Here is a 13907-nt window from a genome sequence, read left to right as displayed (position 1 = left end):
TGATCGGGCCAAAAGGCAGTGCCCCAAAGCCCTGCCCGATCTCCAATTTTAAGGCCAAAATCCCCAAGTAAAATCGGCCACGGTTGCGTGCGGCCTGTCCCGATCCGTAGCAGGTCGACAATTTTCTTCCAGTCCCGTAAGTGGTGTGTGGCTTGAGGTCAGGCAGTGAAGTGGGGGGCTGTGGCTGCCAGGTAGTTGGCCAGGGTGCGTGGGGGTTTGCCTGTCAGGTGTGTGAACTGGGTTGAGTCGGCTGGGAGCATTGGGCCTGCTTTTGCTACCGCTTCGGCTACCGCTGGGATGTGGGTGGCCATTTCTCTCGGGATTTTGGTGGGGTCTGCGTTGTGCAGTTCGTCTTTCCAGGTTTGGGCGTCTACCGGGGTGAAGTGGATGGGGCGGCCCAGGAGGTTTTCGGTCATCGTGGCGATTTCCGTGTGGCTGGCGCTTTCCGTGCCGCTGATTCTGGCCGTGTCGCCGGTGAAGGTGTGGGGGCGCAGGAAGGCCGCAAGGGCGATTTCTGCCGCGTCGGCTCCGCTGATCCACGGGACCTGGCCTGGGCCGAAGGCGTTGCGGATGACGCCTTCGGTGGTGATCGTGGTGGCGTGCAGGATCTCCAGGTTTTCGTGGAACAGGGCCATGACTCGGAGTACCAGCACGTCCAGGCCCGCCCAGCGCATGACCTGTTCCGCCAGCCATTGGTCTCGGCCTCGGGGGCTGGGGTGGTCGGGGTGGGCTGGGGCCATGGACATCACGACCGTCCTGATCGGACGGCTGGTGGTGCGGATGGCCTCTGACCAGTTGGCTGCGGCCGCTAGAACGCCTTCGGCGATGGGGTAGGTGAAGTACGCCTGCGTCACGCCTTCTAGTGCTGGGGTGAGGGTTCTGCGGTCGTGGAGGTCGCCGATGACCACGTCCGCGCCCGCTGCCGCCAGGCTGGTGCTGGTGGCGGTTTCCCGGCGTACCAGGACGCGGACGGGGATGTCGTGGGCCAAGAGGCCGCGTACCAGGTGGGCTCCGGTGCCGCCGTGGGCTCCGCCCGCTCCGGTCACCAAGACCAGGTCGCTCAAAGTGTCCGCCAGTTCGTGAGTGGGGTTCGTTCAGTGAACTGGGTGACCGTAGCATGGGTGGTTCGGTGAGTGAACTGGGAGAGTAGGCTCGGGTGCATGGCTCTTCCCAGTACGTACGCGGATCGCAACTGCTCGTTGGCGCGGGCGTTGGAGGTGGTCGGCGAGCGGTGGACGTTGCTGATCGTGCGGGACGCGGTGTTCGGCATCAGTCGGTTCGGGGACTTCGCCACGCAGCTCGGCATTCCGCGTGCGGTGCTGACCAGCCGGTTGAAGGCGCTGGTGCGGGAAGGCGTGCTCAGTCGTGATGAGGACGAGAGCGGGAACGTCGACTACCGGCTGACCGACAAGGGGCTCGGGTTGTGGCCGGTGCTGCGGCTGATGATGGACTGGGGGGACGAGCACTACTCGCCCGGCGGGGCTCGGCGGGTGTTCCGGCACGACCAGGACGGTGGGCTGGTCGACCACGACGGGCTTTGTGCGGTCTGCGGGTCGGTCGTCGCGGTGCCTGAGGTGCGGATCGAGCCGGGGCCCGGATTCGACGCGTCGGTGTCCGGTGGGGACGCGGTGTCCGCCGCGATCAACGGGTCCCGGATGCTGCTCCAGCCGGTGGCCGTTGCCAAGGCCAACAAGGGCTGACCTGTGGGGTACCGATCTGTTTCCCTTTGTCGGGGCGTCGGGCTAGAGTCGTCGGCATGACATCCGAGGTGTCGGTGGTGGACGGGGTGCGCGAGCGCGTGCTCGAGGCCGCGTGCGAGCTGTTCGCCGCCAGGGGGATCAACTCGACGGGTGTCGACCTGGTGTCCGAGGTGGCCGGTGTGTCCAAGCGGAGCCTCTACCAGCGGTTCCCCAGCAAGGACCACCTGATCGCGGCGTACCTGCCGCGCGCGACGGACCGGTTCCTGGACGGGCTGATCCCGGCCGAGGACAGCGGGTTGTCGCCCGCCGGGTGCGTCCTGGAGGTGTTCGCGGCCACACGGCGGAAGTCGCACGCGGCGGACTTCCGCGGGTGTCCGGTGCTCAACGCGACGGCCGAGATCGTCGACGTGGAGCACCCGATGCGCGAGGTCGCCGTGTCGTACAAGGACATGATGCACGGCTACTTCACGGCGCAGGCCGAGGCGGCGGGAGCCGCCGACCCCGGCCTGCTCGCCGAGCAGCTGGTCATGCTCTTCGACGGTGCGATGGCGTTCTCGTCTGTGCGCGGCCAGCCCGTGCCGGAGAGCGTGCTGGTGACCGTTCGCACGCTGCTGGCCGCGCAAGGGGTCAGTGCCGAACGGTGAGGACGATCTTGCCGAACTGGGCGCCGGACTCCATGTGGTTCGCCGCTCCCGCGAAGTCGACGAAGTCGAACGTGCTGTCCACGACCGGCGTGAAGGTCCCGTCGGCGAGACCCGCCTCGACGAACTCGATCGCCTTGCGGCGGCGCTCGGGGTCGTAGGTGACCGGGAACAGGGTGTAGAGGCCCAGGTCGATGCCGGGAACCTTCGGCAGGCCTTGGGCGAGGTCGTTGCGCGGGTCGAGGATGCCGTAGGCGAGCAGGCGTCCGCCGGGGGCGACCGTGCCGATGACGTCGACGATCCCCGGCCCGCCGACCGGGTCCATGGCGGTGGTGACGCCGCGGCCGTCGGTGATCTCGCGGACCCTGGTCACGAGGTCCTCCTCGCTGGTGACGATCACGTGCGCGGCGCCCGCGTCCAGCAGTCGCTGCTTCTTGGCGGGGGTGCGCGTGGTGGCGATCGGCACCGCTCCGATGCTGTTCGCGACCTGGATCGCCGCCAGGCCGACCCCGCCGCTGGCGGCGGTGAGCAGCACGTGGTCGCCCTTCGCGACGGGGTCGCCCTCGACCAGCGCGCCGTACGCGCTGACGTAGGCCATCCACGTGGCCGCCGCCGTGACCGGGTCGCTGTCGGCCGCGCGCGGCACGAGGCTCGCGGCGGGCAGGACCACGTGGTCGCCGTAGGTGCCGTGGTCGGTGAGCTTGAACGCGGGCAGGACCGCGACGCTGTCGCCCACGGCCACCTCGGTGACGTCCGGGCCGATCGCCTCGACCACGCCCGCGGCCTCGTACCCCAGCGTCGAGGGGAGCTCCGGCGGGTAGAAGTAGCGGCCCGCGCGGAACATCGCGTCGGCCCGGTTGACGCCGATCGCGTCCACCCTGATCCGGGCCTCGCTCGCGCCGAGGGCACGGGTGGGGACCTCCTGGAGGTGCAGCACCTCGGGGCCGCCGGTGGTGTCGAAGAAGACCTGTCGGGCCATGGTTGTACCTCACTGGGTCGACGAGCTGAGGGGGTGGAAACAGATCTGTTTCCTCGTGTGCCGGTGAAGGTACACAGATCTGTTTCCTCGGGCAAGCCTGCCTCGGAGTTGGGCTGTTCGGGCGACTTGTCGCAACCGTCCGGGTCGCCGTCACGTCCTCGCTGGAGCGAGGGGGGGTCCTCGTGGGGAGCAAGGGGAGACCTTGATGGTGTCGAGGATTTCGGGAATTGCTGTGGTGGCCGCCGTGTGCTGGACACCGACCAGGACGGGAAAGCTCGGTTCACCGGGCTGCCGGTCGGTGAGTACGAGGTGCGGCTGACCCTGCCGGACGGGTACTGGCCGGTCTACGGGAACACCGTGACCCGCGGGCAGGTCCGCCGCCACGAAGTCTCGTCGAGTGCCATCGCCGTCGAGCCGATCGCCTGACGGGCGGACCGCCCCGCGCGCCGGGCGCGGGGCGGTCGCCTTGTCCACTGTGGACGGTGGATCAGGCGTCCTTCTCGTCGCTGTGGTAGCCGCCTTGGATGGTGCTCCCGGTCGAGTCGTGGTGGTAGCCGCCCTCGGTGGTGCTGTCCGCCGAGTCGTTGTGGTACCCGCCTTCGGTTTCCACCGGGGTCTCCTCGTCGGGGTGGTAACCGCCCTGCGTCTCCGCCCCACCCGGCGTGGAATCGCCGTTCTCGCTCATCTCGTCCCCCTCGGGATCGTGACCAGGTCCTCTCCAGGGTAGAACGTTCTCCTTGCGCCTCAACGGGTTTCGCTCGAAGCGGATCAGGTCGTCAGCACGATCTTCCCCCTGGCGTGGCGGGTCTCGCTCAACGTGTGCGCGGCCGCCGCCTCGGTGAGGGGGAACGTGGCGGCGACCGGGACGCGCAGCCTGCCCTCGGCGGCCAGTGCCACCGCGATCGCGAGGCCGTGCACCGCCAACGGGTCGGCGGTGGTGCCGACTTCGCCCGCCGGGGCCCCGTGGGACAGGTGCACGCCGTGGGCCGCGGCGGTGAAGTCCGGGGCGATCGTGACCACTCGCTCGGCGTCGCCCGCGATGGTGACGAGGTCCGGCAAGGCACCTCCGGCGCAGTCGGCCACGGCGTCCACTCCGGACGGAGCCAGGGCGTGGATACGTTGGGGGAGGCCGGGTCCGTACGTGGTCGGCTCCGCGCCGAGGGACCGGAGGAAGTCGTGGTTGTGCTCGCTCGCGGTGCCGAGGACCCGCGCCCCGCGGGCCACGGCGAGCTGGACGGTGACCGCGCCGACAGCGCCCGCCGCGCCCTGGACGAGCAGGGTGTGGCCGTCGCCGACCGCGAGCCGGTCGAGGACGCGGGTGGCCGTCTCGGCTGAGCCCGCCGCGCCCCCGGCCTCCTCCCACGTCCACGCGGCCGGTTTGGGCGCCCAGTGGGCGAGGACGGTGAAGTCGGCGTTCGCGCCGCGCGCGGTCGTCGTGGTCATGCCGAACACCTCGTCGCCGACCGCGACACCCGTGACACCCTCGCCGACCTCGTCGACGACGCCCGCGGCGTCGAACCCGGTGCGGTAGGGGAACTTCACGGGGATCGCGTCGCGCACGGCCCCGGACCTGATGAGGGTCTCGCCGGGGGACAGGCCGGACGCGCGGACGGCGATCCGGACCTGGCCCGGTCCGGCGTGGGGCTCCTCGACCTCGGCGACGTGGACGACCTCGGGCGGGCCGTAGCGGGTGAACTGGACTGCTCTCATGCGGATCGACGCTAAGGGGACGCCCTCGCCCGATGGCTAAAGTGAGAGAGGTGACGGCCGAAGTGGGAAGCGGGCTCCGCTCGGACGCCCGCGACAACCGCGGGCGGATCCTCGTGGTCGCCCGCGCGGTGTTCGCCGCGGACGGCGTCGACGCGCCGGTCAAGGAGATCGCCCGGCGCGCGGAGGTCGGCGTCGCGACGGTCTACCGGCACTTCCGGACCAAGGAGGCGCTGCTGGCCGAGGCGTTCGCCGACCGGATGGCGACCTGCTCGGCGATCCTGGAGGAGGGGCTGGCGGCGGACGACCCGTGGCGCGGGTTCCGCCTGGTGGTAGAGAAGCTCATGGAGGTCCACGCCCTGGACCGCGGGTTCGCCCGAGCGATCACCGCGCGGCTCTCACGGGCCGTCGACCGCGAGCACGCCGTGCGCCTGCTGGTCGAGCTGGTGCGGCGGGCGAAGGCGGTCGGCGCGCTGCGGGCGGACTTCGTGGTGGAGGACCTCAGCCTGGCGCTGATGGCGAACGACGGCATCCGCGCCGAGTCGGCGGGCATGCGGGTAGCGGCGTCGCGTCGCTTCGCGGCGCTGATGATCCAGTCGTTCCAGGCGAACCCCGTCCCGGCGGTGCTGCCGCCCGCCGTGCGACTGCCCCTGTCCAGGTCGTAGCGCCCGCGGCCGGTCGATATCCTCTGCCTCGGATCTAGGGGGTGCGATGGAGGTCTGGTTCCGGCTGCTCGGGGGAGTCGAGGCCGGTGTCGGTGGGCGGGTGGTCGACCTGGGGCCCGCGCGGCAGCGGAGCGTGCTGGCGGTGCTGCTGCTGGAGGCGGGGCGGCCGATGTCGCCGGAGCGGGTGGCCGAACGGGTCTGGGGTGGTTCCGCGCCCGCCGGGGCGGCGGGGACGCTGCGCAGCTACCTGTCCAAGCTGCGGGCCGCGCTGGCCGACGGTGACGGGTTCGCCATCCGGCGCGGGCCCGCCGGGTACGTGCTCGACGTGGAGGCTGAGGCCGTCGACCTGAGCCGGTTCCGCCTGCTGGTCGAACGGGCGCGGGGCGCGGACGACCCGAAGGCCGCCGACCTCTACCGGCGGGCGTTCGAGGAGTGGGGCGGTGAGCCGTTCGCCGGGCTGGAGACGCCGTGGCTGGTCGACGCCAGGGACGCCCTGCTGGCGGAACGGCTGGCGGCCGAGACGGACCACCACGACGTGCTGCTGCGGCTGGGCAGGCACGCCGAGGTCGTCGGGCCGGTGACGGCGCTGGCCGCGGCGCACCCGGTGGACGAGCGGATCGCCGCGCAGCTGATCACCGCCCTGCACGGCAGCGGGCGGCAGGCGGACGCGCTGGGCCACTACGAGGCGCTGCGGCGGGAGTTGGCCGACACGCTCGGCGCGGACCCCGGCGTCGCCCTCCGGCAGCTCCACCAGCGCCTCCTCACCGCGGAGGAGGGGCCGCGCCAACTGCCGCGCGCCACCAGCGAGTTCACCGGCCGGGTGGAGCAGCTCGCCGCGCTGGACGCGGCGCTGAACGGCCTGGACCCGAACGGCCCGCCGCTGGTCGTCGCGGTGCACGGGCCTGGCGGCGCGGGCAAGACGACGCTGGCCCTGCACTGGGCGCACCGCGTTGGCGGCCGCTTCCCCGACGGGCACGTCCACCTCGACCTGCGCGGGTACGGGCCCGGCGAGCCGTTGGAGCCCGCGCTGGCGCTGGACATCGTGCTGCGGGCGGTCGGCGTGCCCTCGGCGCGCATCCCGCGCGGCCTGGAAGAGCGGTCGGCGCTGCTGCGCACCACGTTGGCGGGCCGTCGGGTGCTGCTGTTCCTGGACAACGCCCGCGACGCGGGCCAGGTGCGGCCGCTGCTGCCCGGCACCGGCTGCGCCGTGCTCGTGACCAGCCGCAACGAGCTGCGCGGCCTCGCGGTCAGCGACGGCGCTCGCAGGCTCGACCTCGGGGTCCTGGGCCACGACGAGGCCGTGGCGCTGGTCGCCCGGATCATCGGCGACGACCGCGCGGCGGATGCGCCCGAAGCGGTGTCGGACCTGGTCGAGCTGTGCGGACGGCTGCCGCTGGCGCTCGTCGTCGCCGCGCAGCAGGCCGCGACGCTCGACACGACCCCGCTCGCCGACCTGGTGGCCGACCTGCGGCACGACCGGCTGGACCTGCTGAGCACCCCGGACGACCCGGCGATCGACCCGCGCGCGGTGTTCTCCTGGTCCTACCAGGGGTTGGCGTCCGAGGTCGCGTGCGCGTTCCGCTACCTGGGCCTGCACCCGGCCCCGGACATCGACCTGGCCGCCGCCTCCGCGCTGCTGCACGCCGAGCCCGCGGCCACCCGGCGGCTGCTGGAACGGCTGGTCGCCGTGCACCTGCTGGAACGCGACCAGCTCGGCCGCTACCGGTTCCACGACCTGCTCCAGGTGTACGCGGCGGAACGGGCCGCCGCGGAGGAGGACCCCGACGACCTGGCGGCCGCGACCCGGCGGATCCTCGACTGGTACCTGCACGCCCTGCACCGGGCGAAGACCGTCGCGTACACGCCGAGCACGATCCGCGTCCGGCCCCCGGCGGAGGACTTCCCCCGTCCGCCGGACTTCCCCGACGCCAGGGCCGCCCGGTCGTGGTACCTCGGCCACCGCACCACGCTGTTGGCCGTGCTGGAGCACGCCGCCGACCAGGGGTACGACGAGCACGGCTGGCAGATCGCCTACCTGCTGCCCGGTTTGCACGAGCCGGAAGGGCACTTCGACGACCTCGTGCGCGCGGGGGAGCTGGGGCTGCTGTGCGCCCGGCGCACCGGGGACGACGTGGCGCTGAGCCGCGCGATCCACATCAAGGGCATCGCCTGCGACGTCTCGGGCCGGGTCGAGGAGGCCGACGCGTGGCAGCGGGAGTCGGTCACGATCAGCGAGCGCGTGGGCGACCACGCGATGGCCTCGATCGCGCTGGTCTCGGTCGGGTTGATCCTGCTCTACGCCGGGAAGGTGGCGGAGGCGACCGAGTGGCTGCACCGCGCGCTCGCGGCGGGCCGCCGGTCGGGCAACCCGGTGCCGACCGCCCACGCGCTGCTCAACCTCGCCGCGCTGGAGGGCATGACCGGCAACCCGGCCGAGTCGCTGGCGTGCAGCGAGGAGGCGCTGGAGCTGTACCGGGAGGTCGGCTCGCTGTACTACGAGGGGTTCGTGCTGGGCAACCTGGCCGAGGCCGAGCTGGACCTGGGGAAGCTGCCGGACGCACTGGAGCACGTCGACGCCGCCATCGCCCTGCTCGACCCGATTGCGGACCAGATCGCCCTGCCGGAGGCGTTGATCGTCAAGGGCCGGGTCCACATCGGACTCGACCAGCCGGAGGAGGCCCGGCGGGCGCTGGAGCGGGTGCTGGAGATGCTGCTCACCGCTCAGAACCCCCGTTCCGCCGAAGTGCTGGAGCTGCTCGCACCCCTCCGCTGACGAGCGCCGCAACGAGCGGTCAACGTTTCGCCAACGTTCCTCGCGCACCGTGCGCCCTCGGGGGAAGACCCCCTTCGAGGAATGAGGGGAACGATGCGAGAAGTCCAGCGGGGTGGCGACCGCCGCCCGGTCGTCGGCCGTGACGCGTCGAACCGGGCACACCGCCGTGGTGCCCGGTCCGGCTGGTCGGCGGGGCCGTTCGGGTACCGGAAGGGGGTCAGCCGAGCAGCGTGCGCGCGGCCGTCCTGACGGCCTCGTCCTCGGTGAACGCGCGCCACCCGCCGAAGTAGGAGATCCGGCGCGGGTTCTCGACGACGGCGCGCGCGGTCGCCCGCACGCCCTCGGTGGTGGCGCCGATCTCGGCGAGGCGCTCCAGGGCGTGGATCCGGACCGGGCGGCACTCGCCGCGGGCGAGCGGTTCGGCGATCTCGGCCAGCACGGTCACGGGGGTCGAGGGGTCCCCCGTGACCCGCCAGAGGGTGTGCGCGGCGCGGACGCGCGTCCAGTCGTCGGGGGACCGGACGAGGTCGTGGAGCAAGGGGATGGGGGCGAGGGGGCCGACGTCGGCGAGGTGCTCGACCGCCAGGCTGTTGCCCTCGGCGACGTGGCGGAGGAGGGCGTCCGCGCCGGGGTCCGCGCCCGTGCGCCACAGCGCCCACGCGGCGGTGGGCACGGAAGCCTTGCGGCGCAACGCCGTCGCCGCGCCCGCCGCCACCGGGCCGAGCGCCCCGACCGCCTCGGCGGCACGGGTGACGACGTAGTCGTCGTCCACCGCCAAGAGGTCGACGAGCACCGGGAGCGCCGCCTCGGCCGCGCGGCCCCAGGCCGCGACCACCTGGCACAGGCTCATCGTGAGCACGCGGTCCCGCACGGGATCCAGGCGCGCGACGACCGGTCCGATCAGGGTGTCGGCGTGCCCGCGCAGGGGGATCAGCACCTCGTGGATACCAGGCTGGTCGATGAGGGGCATGCCTTTGCCCGCGTGGTGGCTCGCGGTGGTGAAGCCGAGCCGGTCGCCGGTGAGGCGGTCGACGAGGCCGGGCAGGCAGCGCGGGTCGTCCAGGCTCGCCAACGCCCACACGACCGCGTCGCCGACGGTGGTCGGCAGGCCGAACGCGCGGCGGGCCGGGTCGTCCACGAGGGCGGCGAGCCGGTCGGCGAACCGCGGCTCGCGGAGGCACGCGAGCAGCGCCGCCGCGCGGTAGCGGACCTCCGGCGCGGTGTCGTCGAGGCGGTCGGCCAGGAACGGCGGGAGCGCGTCGGGCGTGGCGCGCCACTCCGACGCCACCCGCGTCACCTGCCCCAGGGCCGCGACGCGCTGGTCGTCGTCGCCCGCGCGGCCGCCCGCGGCGGCGAAAGCCGGCCACGGGATCCGCGGCGAGCAGGTCTCCCGTGGCGGCCACGATCCCACCGCGGATCCGCGCCGAATCCCGCCACCGCACGGCGTCGGGGTGCAGGACGGCCCGCACCAGCGTGTCGACGTGCCGCGCCGCGACGGCGGGACCGGACGCGTGCAGGGCGGCCAAGTGGAGCTGGAGGTCGTCGGAGGCGTGGACCGGCACGACCCGGCCTCGCACGCCCAACGCCAGCACGAGGTCCAGCCGGGTCACCGGATCGGTCTCCACGCCCCACCGGGCCTCCAGCGCGGTCACCGCCGAGGGGTGCCGGACGCCGTCGGCGACCAGGACCGTCGCGGCCCGGCGCACCCGCGGGTCCGGGTCGTCGAGCAGGGCCAGCAGCCGCGGCCGTGCGGCCTCCAGCGCGGGGTGCCACGCCGGGTCGACGAGGTCGGGGTCGACGGTGACGGCCTCTTCCGCCAGGAGGCCGATCAGCCCGACCACCTCGGGCCGGAACCGGGTGAGCGCGTCGACCGCGAGACCGGCGAGCAGGGGCAGCGCGGCCGACGCCGCCGAGCACACCCAGCCGCCCTGGTGGTAGAGCCGGTCGGAGAGGTCGAGGAAGGCGGCCAGCGCGACGTCCTCGTCCGGGTCCCGGCAGTCGCGCACGAGGTCCGGCACGTCGGCGGCGTTGCCGTGGTTGTGCTCCAGCTCGGCCCAGACGACCTCGTTCTCCACGCCGGGAACCCTAGGCGCTCAGGTTCGGGGACCTCGTCCGCCCGCCACCACCGCGGTCGAGTTCGCCGATGATCGTGAGGGCCTGGTGCCAGGCGGCGCGGGCGGCGTCGGGGTCGCCGGAGGCGAAGTGGATGTCGCCGAGGTGGGTCAGGGCGTCGGCCTCGTTCGAGCGGTCGCCGAGCAGGCGGAACAGGTCGATCGCCTGCCGGTAGCAGGTGAGGGCCTGGCGGTGGGCGCCCAGGTGGTGGTGGGCGTAGCCGAGGCTGTCCCACGTGTGGGCCTCGCCCGCGCGGTCGCCGAGTTCCTGGTGCAGGACCAGGGCCTGGTGGCACCGCAGGAGGGCCCGCGGGTGGTCGCCCAGGTGGGCGTGGCACCAGCCGACCTGGTTGAGGGCCCTCGCCTCGCCGTCCCGGTGGCCGCTCGACCGGAACAGCTCCAACGCCCGCTCGGCGTGACCGAGCGCTTCGGCGTGGTCGTCCTGCCGCTCGTGCATCCAGCCGAGGTCGAGGTGGGCGTGGGCCTGCCCGACCCGGTCGTCGAGGAGGCGGAACAGGTCGAGGGCGCGGCGCAGGTGGGTGCCCGCGTCGGGGAACCGGCCCAGTCGGATGTGCGCGCCCGCCAGGACGCCGTGCGCGTTGGCCTGGGCGGGCAGGTCGGCCAGTCGGCGCGCCGCGTCCACCGCCGCCTGCTGGGTGGTGACCAGGTCGTGCCAGTGGCCCCGCCGTTCGAGGAAGGTCGCGAGGCACCAGGCCAGCCCGTGGGCGTGGGCGTCGGCTCCCGCGCGCACGGCCAGCTCCACGGTCGCCAGGAGCGCGGGCCGTTCGACGGTGAACCACGCCAGGGCTTGGCCGAGGTCGGCCAGGCGCACGGGGGTGACACCCGGTTCGGGGGCGTCGAGGGTGATCGGGTGGGCGCGGTGCGGGTGCAGCAGCAGGGCCGCGGGGTGGGCGGTGTGCAGGTAGTGGTCGAACAGCCTGGTCGGCGGCGGGTCGTCGTGGGCGAGTTCGGCGGCGTAGGCGCGCAGGAGGTCGTGGGAGGTGAAGCGGCCGGGCGCGTGCTCGGTGAGGAGGGTGGCGCGGGCCAGCTCCGCCAACGGGCCCCGCACCTGCCGGACCGGGACGCCCGCGAGGCTGGCCGCGGCCTCGGTGCCGACGTCCTGGCCGGGGTGCGACCCCACGAGCCGGAACAGCCGCGCGGCCGGAGCGCTCAACGCCCGGTAGGACCAGGAGAACACCGACCGCACGTCGGTCGCCCGGTCGCCGCCGTGCAGGACGTCCAGCACGCCGCCCGCGTCGCGCAGCTGCTCCGCCACGGCGGCCAGCGGGAAGCCGGGCCGGGTCGCGGCCCGCGCGGCGGCGACGGCCAGCGCCAGCGGCAGCCGCGCGCAGCCGTCGATGATCGCCTCGACCGCGGCGGGGTCCTCGGCCACCCGACCCGGCCCGAGCCTGCGGACCAGCACGTCCCGCGCGTCGACCCGTGACAGCAGGTCCACGACCAACGGGCGGGCGCCCTCGGCGGCGACCAGCGGGGTCAGCTCGTGGCGGCTGGTCACCAGCACCAGGCAGCCGGGGGAGCCGGGCAGCAGCGGCCGGACCTGGTCGACGCCGCCCGCGTTGTCCAGCACCACCAGCACCCGCTTGTCCGCCAGCGCGCTGCGGTACCGGCCGGTCAGCGCGTCCGGGTCGGTCGGGAGCCGCGCCACCCCGAGCGCGTCCAGGAACCCCCGCAGCGCGTCCGCCGGGGCGACCGCCGCGCCTGTCGGGTCGAAACCGCGCAGGTTCACGTAGAGCTGCCCGTCCGGGAAGCGCGCGGCCACGCCGTGGGCCCAGCGCACGGCCAGCGCGGTCTTGCCGACCCCGGCCGTCCCGGACACGACCAGGATCCCCGCGGCCTGCTCGTCCAGGACGGCGTCGAGCACCGCGAGTTCGCCCTCGCGGCCCGCGAACGCCCGCACCGCGGGCGGCAGCTGCGCCGGAACGGCCGTGGCCGCGGGGGCGGGCGGACGGACGTCCTGGGCCAGCACCCGGCGTTGCACCTCGACCAGACCCGGCGACGGCTCCAGGCCGAACTCCTCGGCCAGCACCTCGCGGGCCCGCCGGAACGCCCGCAGCGCGTCGCCCTGCCGCCCGGCCCGGTACAGGGCCGTCATCAGCTGCCCCCACAGCCGCTCGTGGCCGGGGTGCCTGGCGACCAGCCCCTCCAGCTCCGGGATCAGCGCCTCGCCCGTCCCGGTCGCCAGGTCCGCCTCGATCCGGTCCTGCACGACCGCCAGCCGCAGCCGCTCCAGCCGTTCGCCCTCGGCGTGCAGGGCGGGGACGTCGGCGAACTCCCCGTAGGCGTCGCCGCGCCACAGGGCCAGCGCGGCGGTCAGGCGTTCGGCCGCCCGCGCGGGGTGCCCTGCGGCCAGCGCCTGCCGTCCCGCGGCCGCCAGCCGCTCGAACCGCTCCGCGTCCACGGCGTCCGGCTCGCGCCGCAGCGCGTACCCCGGCGGCCGGGTGACGATGAGGTCGTCGGCTCCCGCCCGCAGCAGCGTCTTGCGCAGCCGGGACACGTACGTGCGCGTCGTCCGGGCGGCGTCCGCCGGGGCGCGCGTGCCCCACAGCCCCTCCACCAGCGCCGCCACGCTCACCGCTCGGCCGACCTCGGCCCCCAGCAACGCCAGCACGACCCGCAGCCGCGGCCCGCCGAGGTCCGGCACCACCCGTCCACCGACGGCGACTTCGAGCGGTCCCAGCACCCCGAGCGTCCAGCCCCCTGCCACCACGTCCAGCACCCCCGACTCGCGTCCGTCCCAGTGACATGAGCACTGCTCATGATCGCTGGATACGCGGGAGCCGCTGTCGACCGGCTGTCGACGGATCGTCGACGTTCCCTGTCACGGTGAATACCAGGCAAAAGCCCAGGAAAGCGCTCACCAGGAGGAGACCGGCATGATCATGCACCCGACCGCCCCGGCCCGAGGCCGTGCCAGGCGCCGAACGCTGAAGGCCCTCGCCGCCACCGCGGCGACCCTGGGCGCCGTCGCGCTGACCGCGGGACCCGCGTCGGCGGCGACGAACTGCACGGGCTCCGGCAACGCCACCGTGTGCCTGGGGATCGACGGGGTGGGCGGCGGCAGGTTCGCCGTGCACGTCGGCATCGACGTGCGCATGAGCCGGGCGGAGGCCCAGGAGTACCTGGACGACGCGGGCGACCCGTTCACCGTCTGGATCAAGGGCGACGACGGCGAGTTCCTCTTCCGGCTGCCGGTCACCGCGATGGGCGCCAGCGACCTGTCCGGGCTCAGCGGCGACTTCGACCTGATCGTGCCCGGCACCGCGCTCAACGAGGACAGCGGCACGGACGAGATCATCGCCGTCGTCACCCC

13 protein-coding genes are annotated in these 13907 nt (G+C 73.7%); 7 read left to right on the top strand and 6 right to left on the bottom strand.

What is annotated here, in order from left to right; translation table 11 throughout:
• Positions 1 to 158: 158 nt before the first annotated feature.
• Positions 159 to 1064 (bottom strand): NmrA family NAD(P)-binding protein, encoded by a 906-nt coding sequence (locus ACFWW9_RS42755; RefSeq protein WP_390388800.1) that lies wholly within the window; start codon positions 1062 to 1064, stop codon positions 159 to 161.
• A 96-nt stretch (positions 1065 to 1160) separates the two neighbouring features.
• On the opposite strand from ACFWW9_RS42755, the gene ACFWW9_RS42750 reads away from it, so the two are divergent.
• Together ACFWW9_RS42750 and ACFWW9_RS42745 are read left to right on the top strand one after the other, a co-directional pair.
• Entirely contained in the window at positions 1161 to 1700 is a 540-nt protein-coding gene (locus ACFWW9_RS42750) for a winged helix-turn-helix transcriptional regulator (protein WP_390388799.1), read from the top strand.
• Between the two features lie 56 nt (positions 1701 to 1756).
• A complete protein-coding gene (locus ACFWW9_RS42745; RefSeq protein WP_390388798.1) occupies positions 1757 to 2344 on the top strand; it encodes a TetR/AcrR family transcriptional regulator in 588 nt (195 codons plus the stop codon).
• Here ACFWW9_RS42745 and ACFWW9_RS42740 read toward each other — a convergent pair.
• A complete protein-coding gene (locus ACFWW9_RS42740; protein WP_390388796.1) occupies positions 2328 to 3320 on the bottom strand; it encodes a zinc-dependent alcohol dehydrogenase family protein in 993 nt (330 codons plus the stop codon). The two genes, ACFWW9_RS42745 and ACFWW9_RS42740, sit on opposite strands and share 17 nt — an antisense overlap.
• A 246-nt stretch (positions 3321 to 3566) precedes the next feature.
• Between ACFWW9_RS42740 and ACFWW9_RS42735 the strand changes: the two genes are divergently transcribed.
• On the top strand, positions 3567 to 3746 hold the full coding sequence (locus ACFWW9_RS42735; protein WP_390388794.1) for a hypothetical protein: 180 nt from the start codon (positions 3567 to 3569) through the stop codon (positions 3744 to 3746).
• A gap of 61 nt (positions 3747 to 3807) precedes the next feature.
• On the opposite strand, the gene ACFWW9_RS42730 is transcribed toward ACFWW9_RS42735, so the two are convergent.
• A complete protein-coding gene (locus ACFWW9_RS42730) occupies positions 3808 to 4005 on the bottom strand; it encodes a hypothetical protein (protein WP_390388793.1) in 198 nt (65 codons plus the stop codon).
• An 83-nt stretch (positions 4006 to 4088) separates the two neighbouring features.
• Positions 4089 to 5030 (bottom strand): NADP-dependent oxidoreductase, encoded by a 942-nt coding sequence (locus ACFWW9_RS42725; RefSeq protein ID WP_390388792.1) that lies wholly within the window; start codon positions 5028 to 5030, stop codon positions 4089 to 4091.
• A 50-nt stretch (positions 5031 to 5080) separates the two neighbouring features.
• Here ACFWW9_RS42725 and ACFWW9_RS42720 point away from each other — a divergent pair, with 50 nt between their 5' ends.
• Positions 5081 to 5692 carry a TetR/AcrR family transcriptional regulator gene (locus ACFWW9_RS42720; protein ID WP_390388790.1) on the top strand — a complete coding sequence of 204 codons (612 nt, stop codon included), beginning with the start codon at positions 5081 to 5083 and terminating at the stop codon, positions 5690 to 5692.
• Between the two features lie 46 nt (positions 5693 to 5738).
• On the top strand, positions 5739 to 8465 hold the full coding sequence (locus ACFWW9_RS42715; protein ID WP_390388788.1) for a BTAD domain-containing putative transcriptional regulator: 2727 nt from the start codon (positions 5739 to 5741) through the stop codon (positions 8463 to 8465).
• A gap of 217 nt (positions 8466 to 8682) precedes the next feature.
• Here the strand turns inward: ACFWW9_RS42715 and ACFWW9_RS42710 are convergent, their stop codons facing one another.
• On the bottom strand, positions 8683 to 9753 hold the full coding sequence (locus tag ACFWW9_RS42710; protein ID WP_390388786.1) for a hypothetical protein: 1071 nt from the start codon (positions 9751 to 9753) through the stop codon (positions 8683 to 8685).
• Here ACFWW9_RS42710 and ACFWW9_RS42705 point away from each other — a divergent pair.
• The gene (locus ACFWW9_RS42705) at positions 9731 to 10612 is read left to right on the top strand and encodes a hypothetical protein (protein ID WP_390388784.1); all 882 of its coding nucleotides are present in this window, start codon (positions 9731 to 9733) and stop codon (positions 10610 to 10612) included. The genes ACFWW9_RS42710 and ACFWW9_RS42705 overlap by 23 nt on opposite strands.
• Here ACFWW9_RS42705 and ACFWW9_RS42700 read toward each other — a convergent pair.
• Positions 10551 to 13304, bottom strand: coding sequence for a BTAD domain-containing putative transcriptional regulator (locus tag ACFWW9_RS42700; protein ID WP_390388782.1), 2754 nt, complete (start codon positions 13302 to 13304; stop codon positions 10551 to 10553). The genes ACFWW9_RS42705 and ACFWW9_RS42700 overlap by 62 nt on opposite strands.
• 166 nt (positions 13305 to 13470) lie before the next feature.
• On the opposite strand from ACFWW9_RS42700, the gene ACFWW9_RS42695 reads away from it, so the two are divergent.
• Positions 13471 to 13907 (top strand): hypothetical protein (locus ACFWW9_RS42695; protein ID WP_390388780.1); only part of this gene is annotated, 437 nt, incomplete at its 3' end.

The organism is Umezawaea sp. NPDC059074 (assembly GCF_042738955.1).
Classification (GTDB): domain Bacteria; phylum Actinomycetota; class Actinomycetes; order Mycobacteriales; family Pseudonocardiaceae; genus Umezawaea.
This window is presented reverse-complemented; position numbering and strand designations above follow the sequence as displayed.

Excerpts from the sequence above, each read along its gene's own strand:
- ACFWW9_RS42750 (WP_390388799.1), top strand. The coding sequence starts at position 1,161 with ATGGCTCTTCCCAGTACGTACGCGGATCGCAACTGCTCGTTGGCGCGG.
- ACFWW9_RS42745 (WP_390388798.1), top strand. The coding sequence starts at position 1,757 with ATGACATCCGAGGTGTCGGTGGTGGACGGGGTGCGCGAGCGCGTGCTC.
- ACFWW9_RS42740 (WP_390388796.1), bottom strand. The coding sequence starts at position 3,320 with ATGGCCCGACAGGTCTTCTTCGACACCACCGGCGGCCCCGAGGTGCTG.
- ACFWW9_RS42730 (WP_390388793.1), bottom strand. The coding sequence starts at position 4,005 with ATGAGCGAGAACGGCGATTCCACGCCGGGTGGGGCGGAGACGCAGGGC.
- ACFWW9_RS42725 (WP_390388792.1), bottom strand. The coding sequence starts at position 5,030 with ATGAGAGCAGTCCAGTTCACCCGCTACGGCCCGCCCGAGGTCGTCCAC.
- ACFWW9_RS42715 (WP_390388788.1), top strand. The coding sequence starts at position 5,739 with ATGGAGGTCTGGTTCCGGCTGCTCGGGGGAGTCGAGGCCGGTGTCGGT.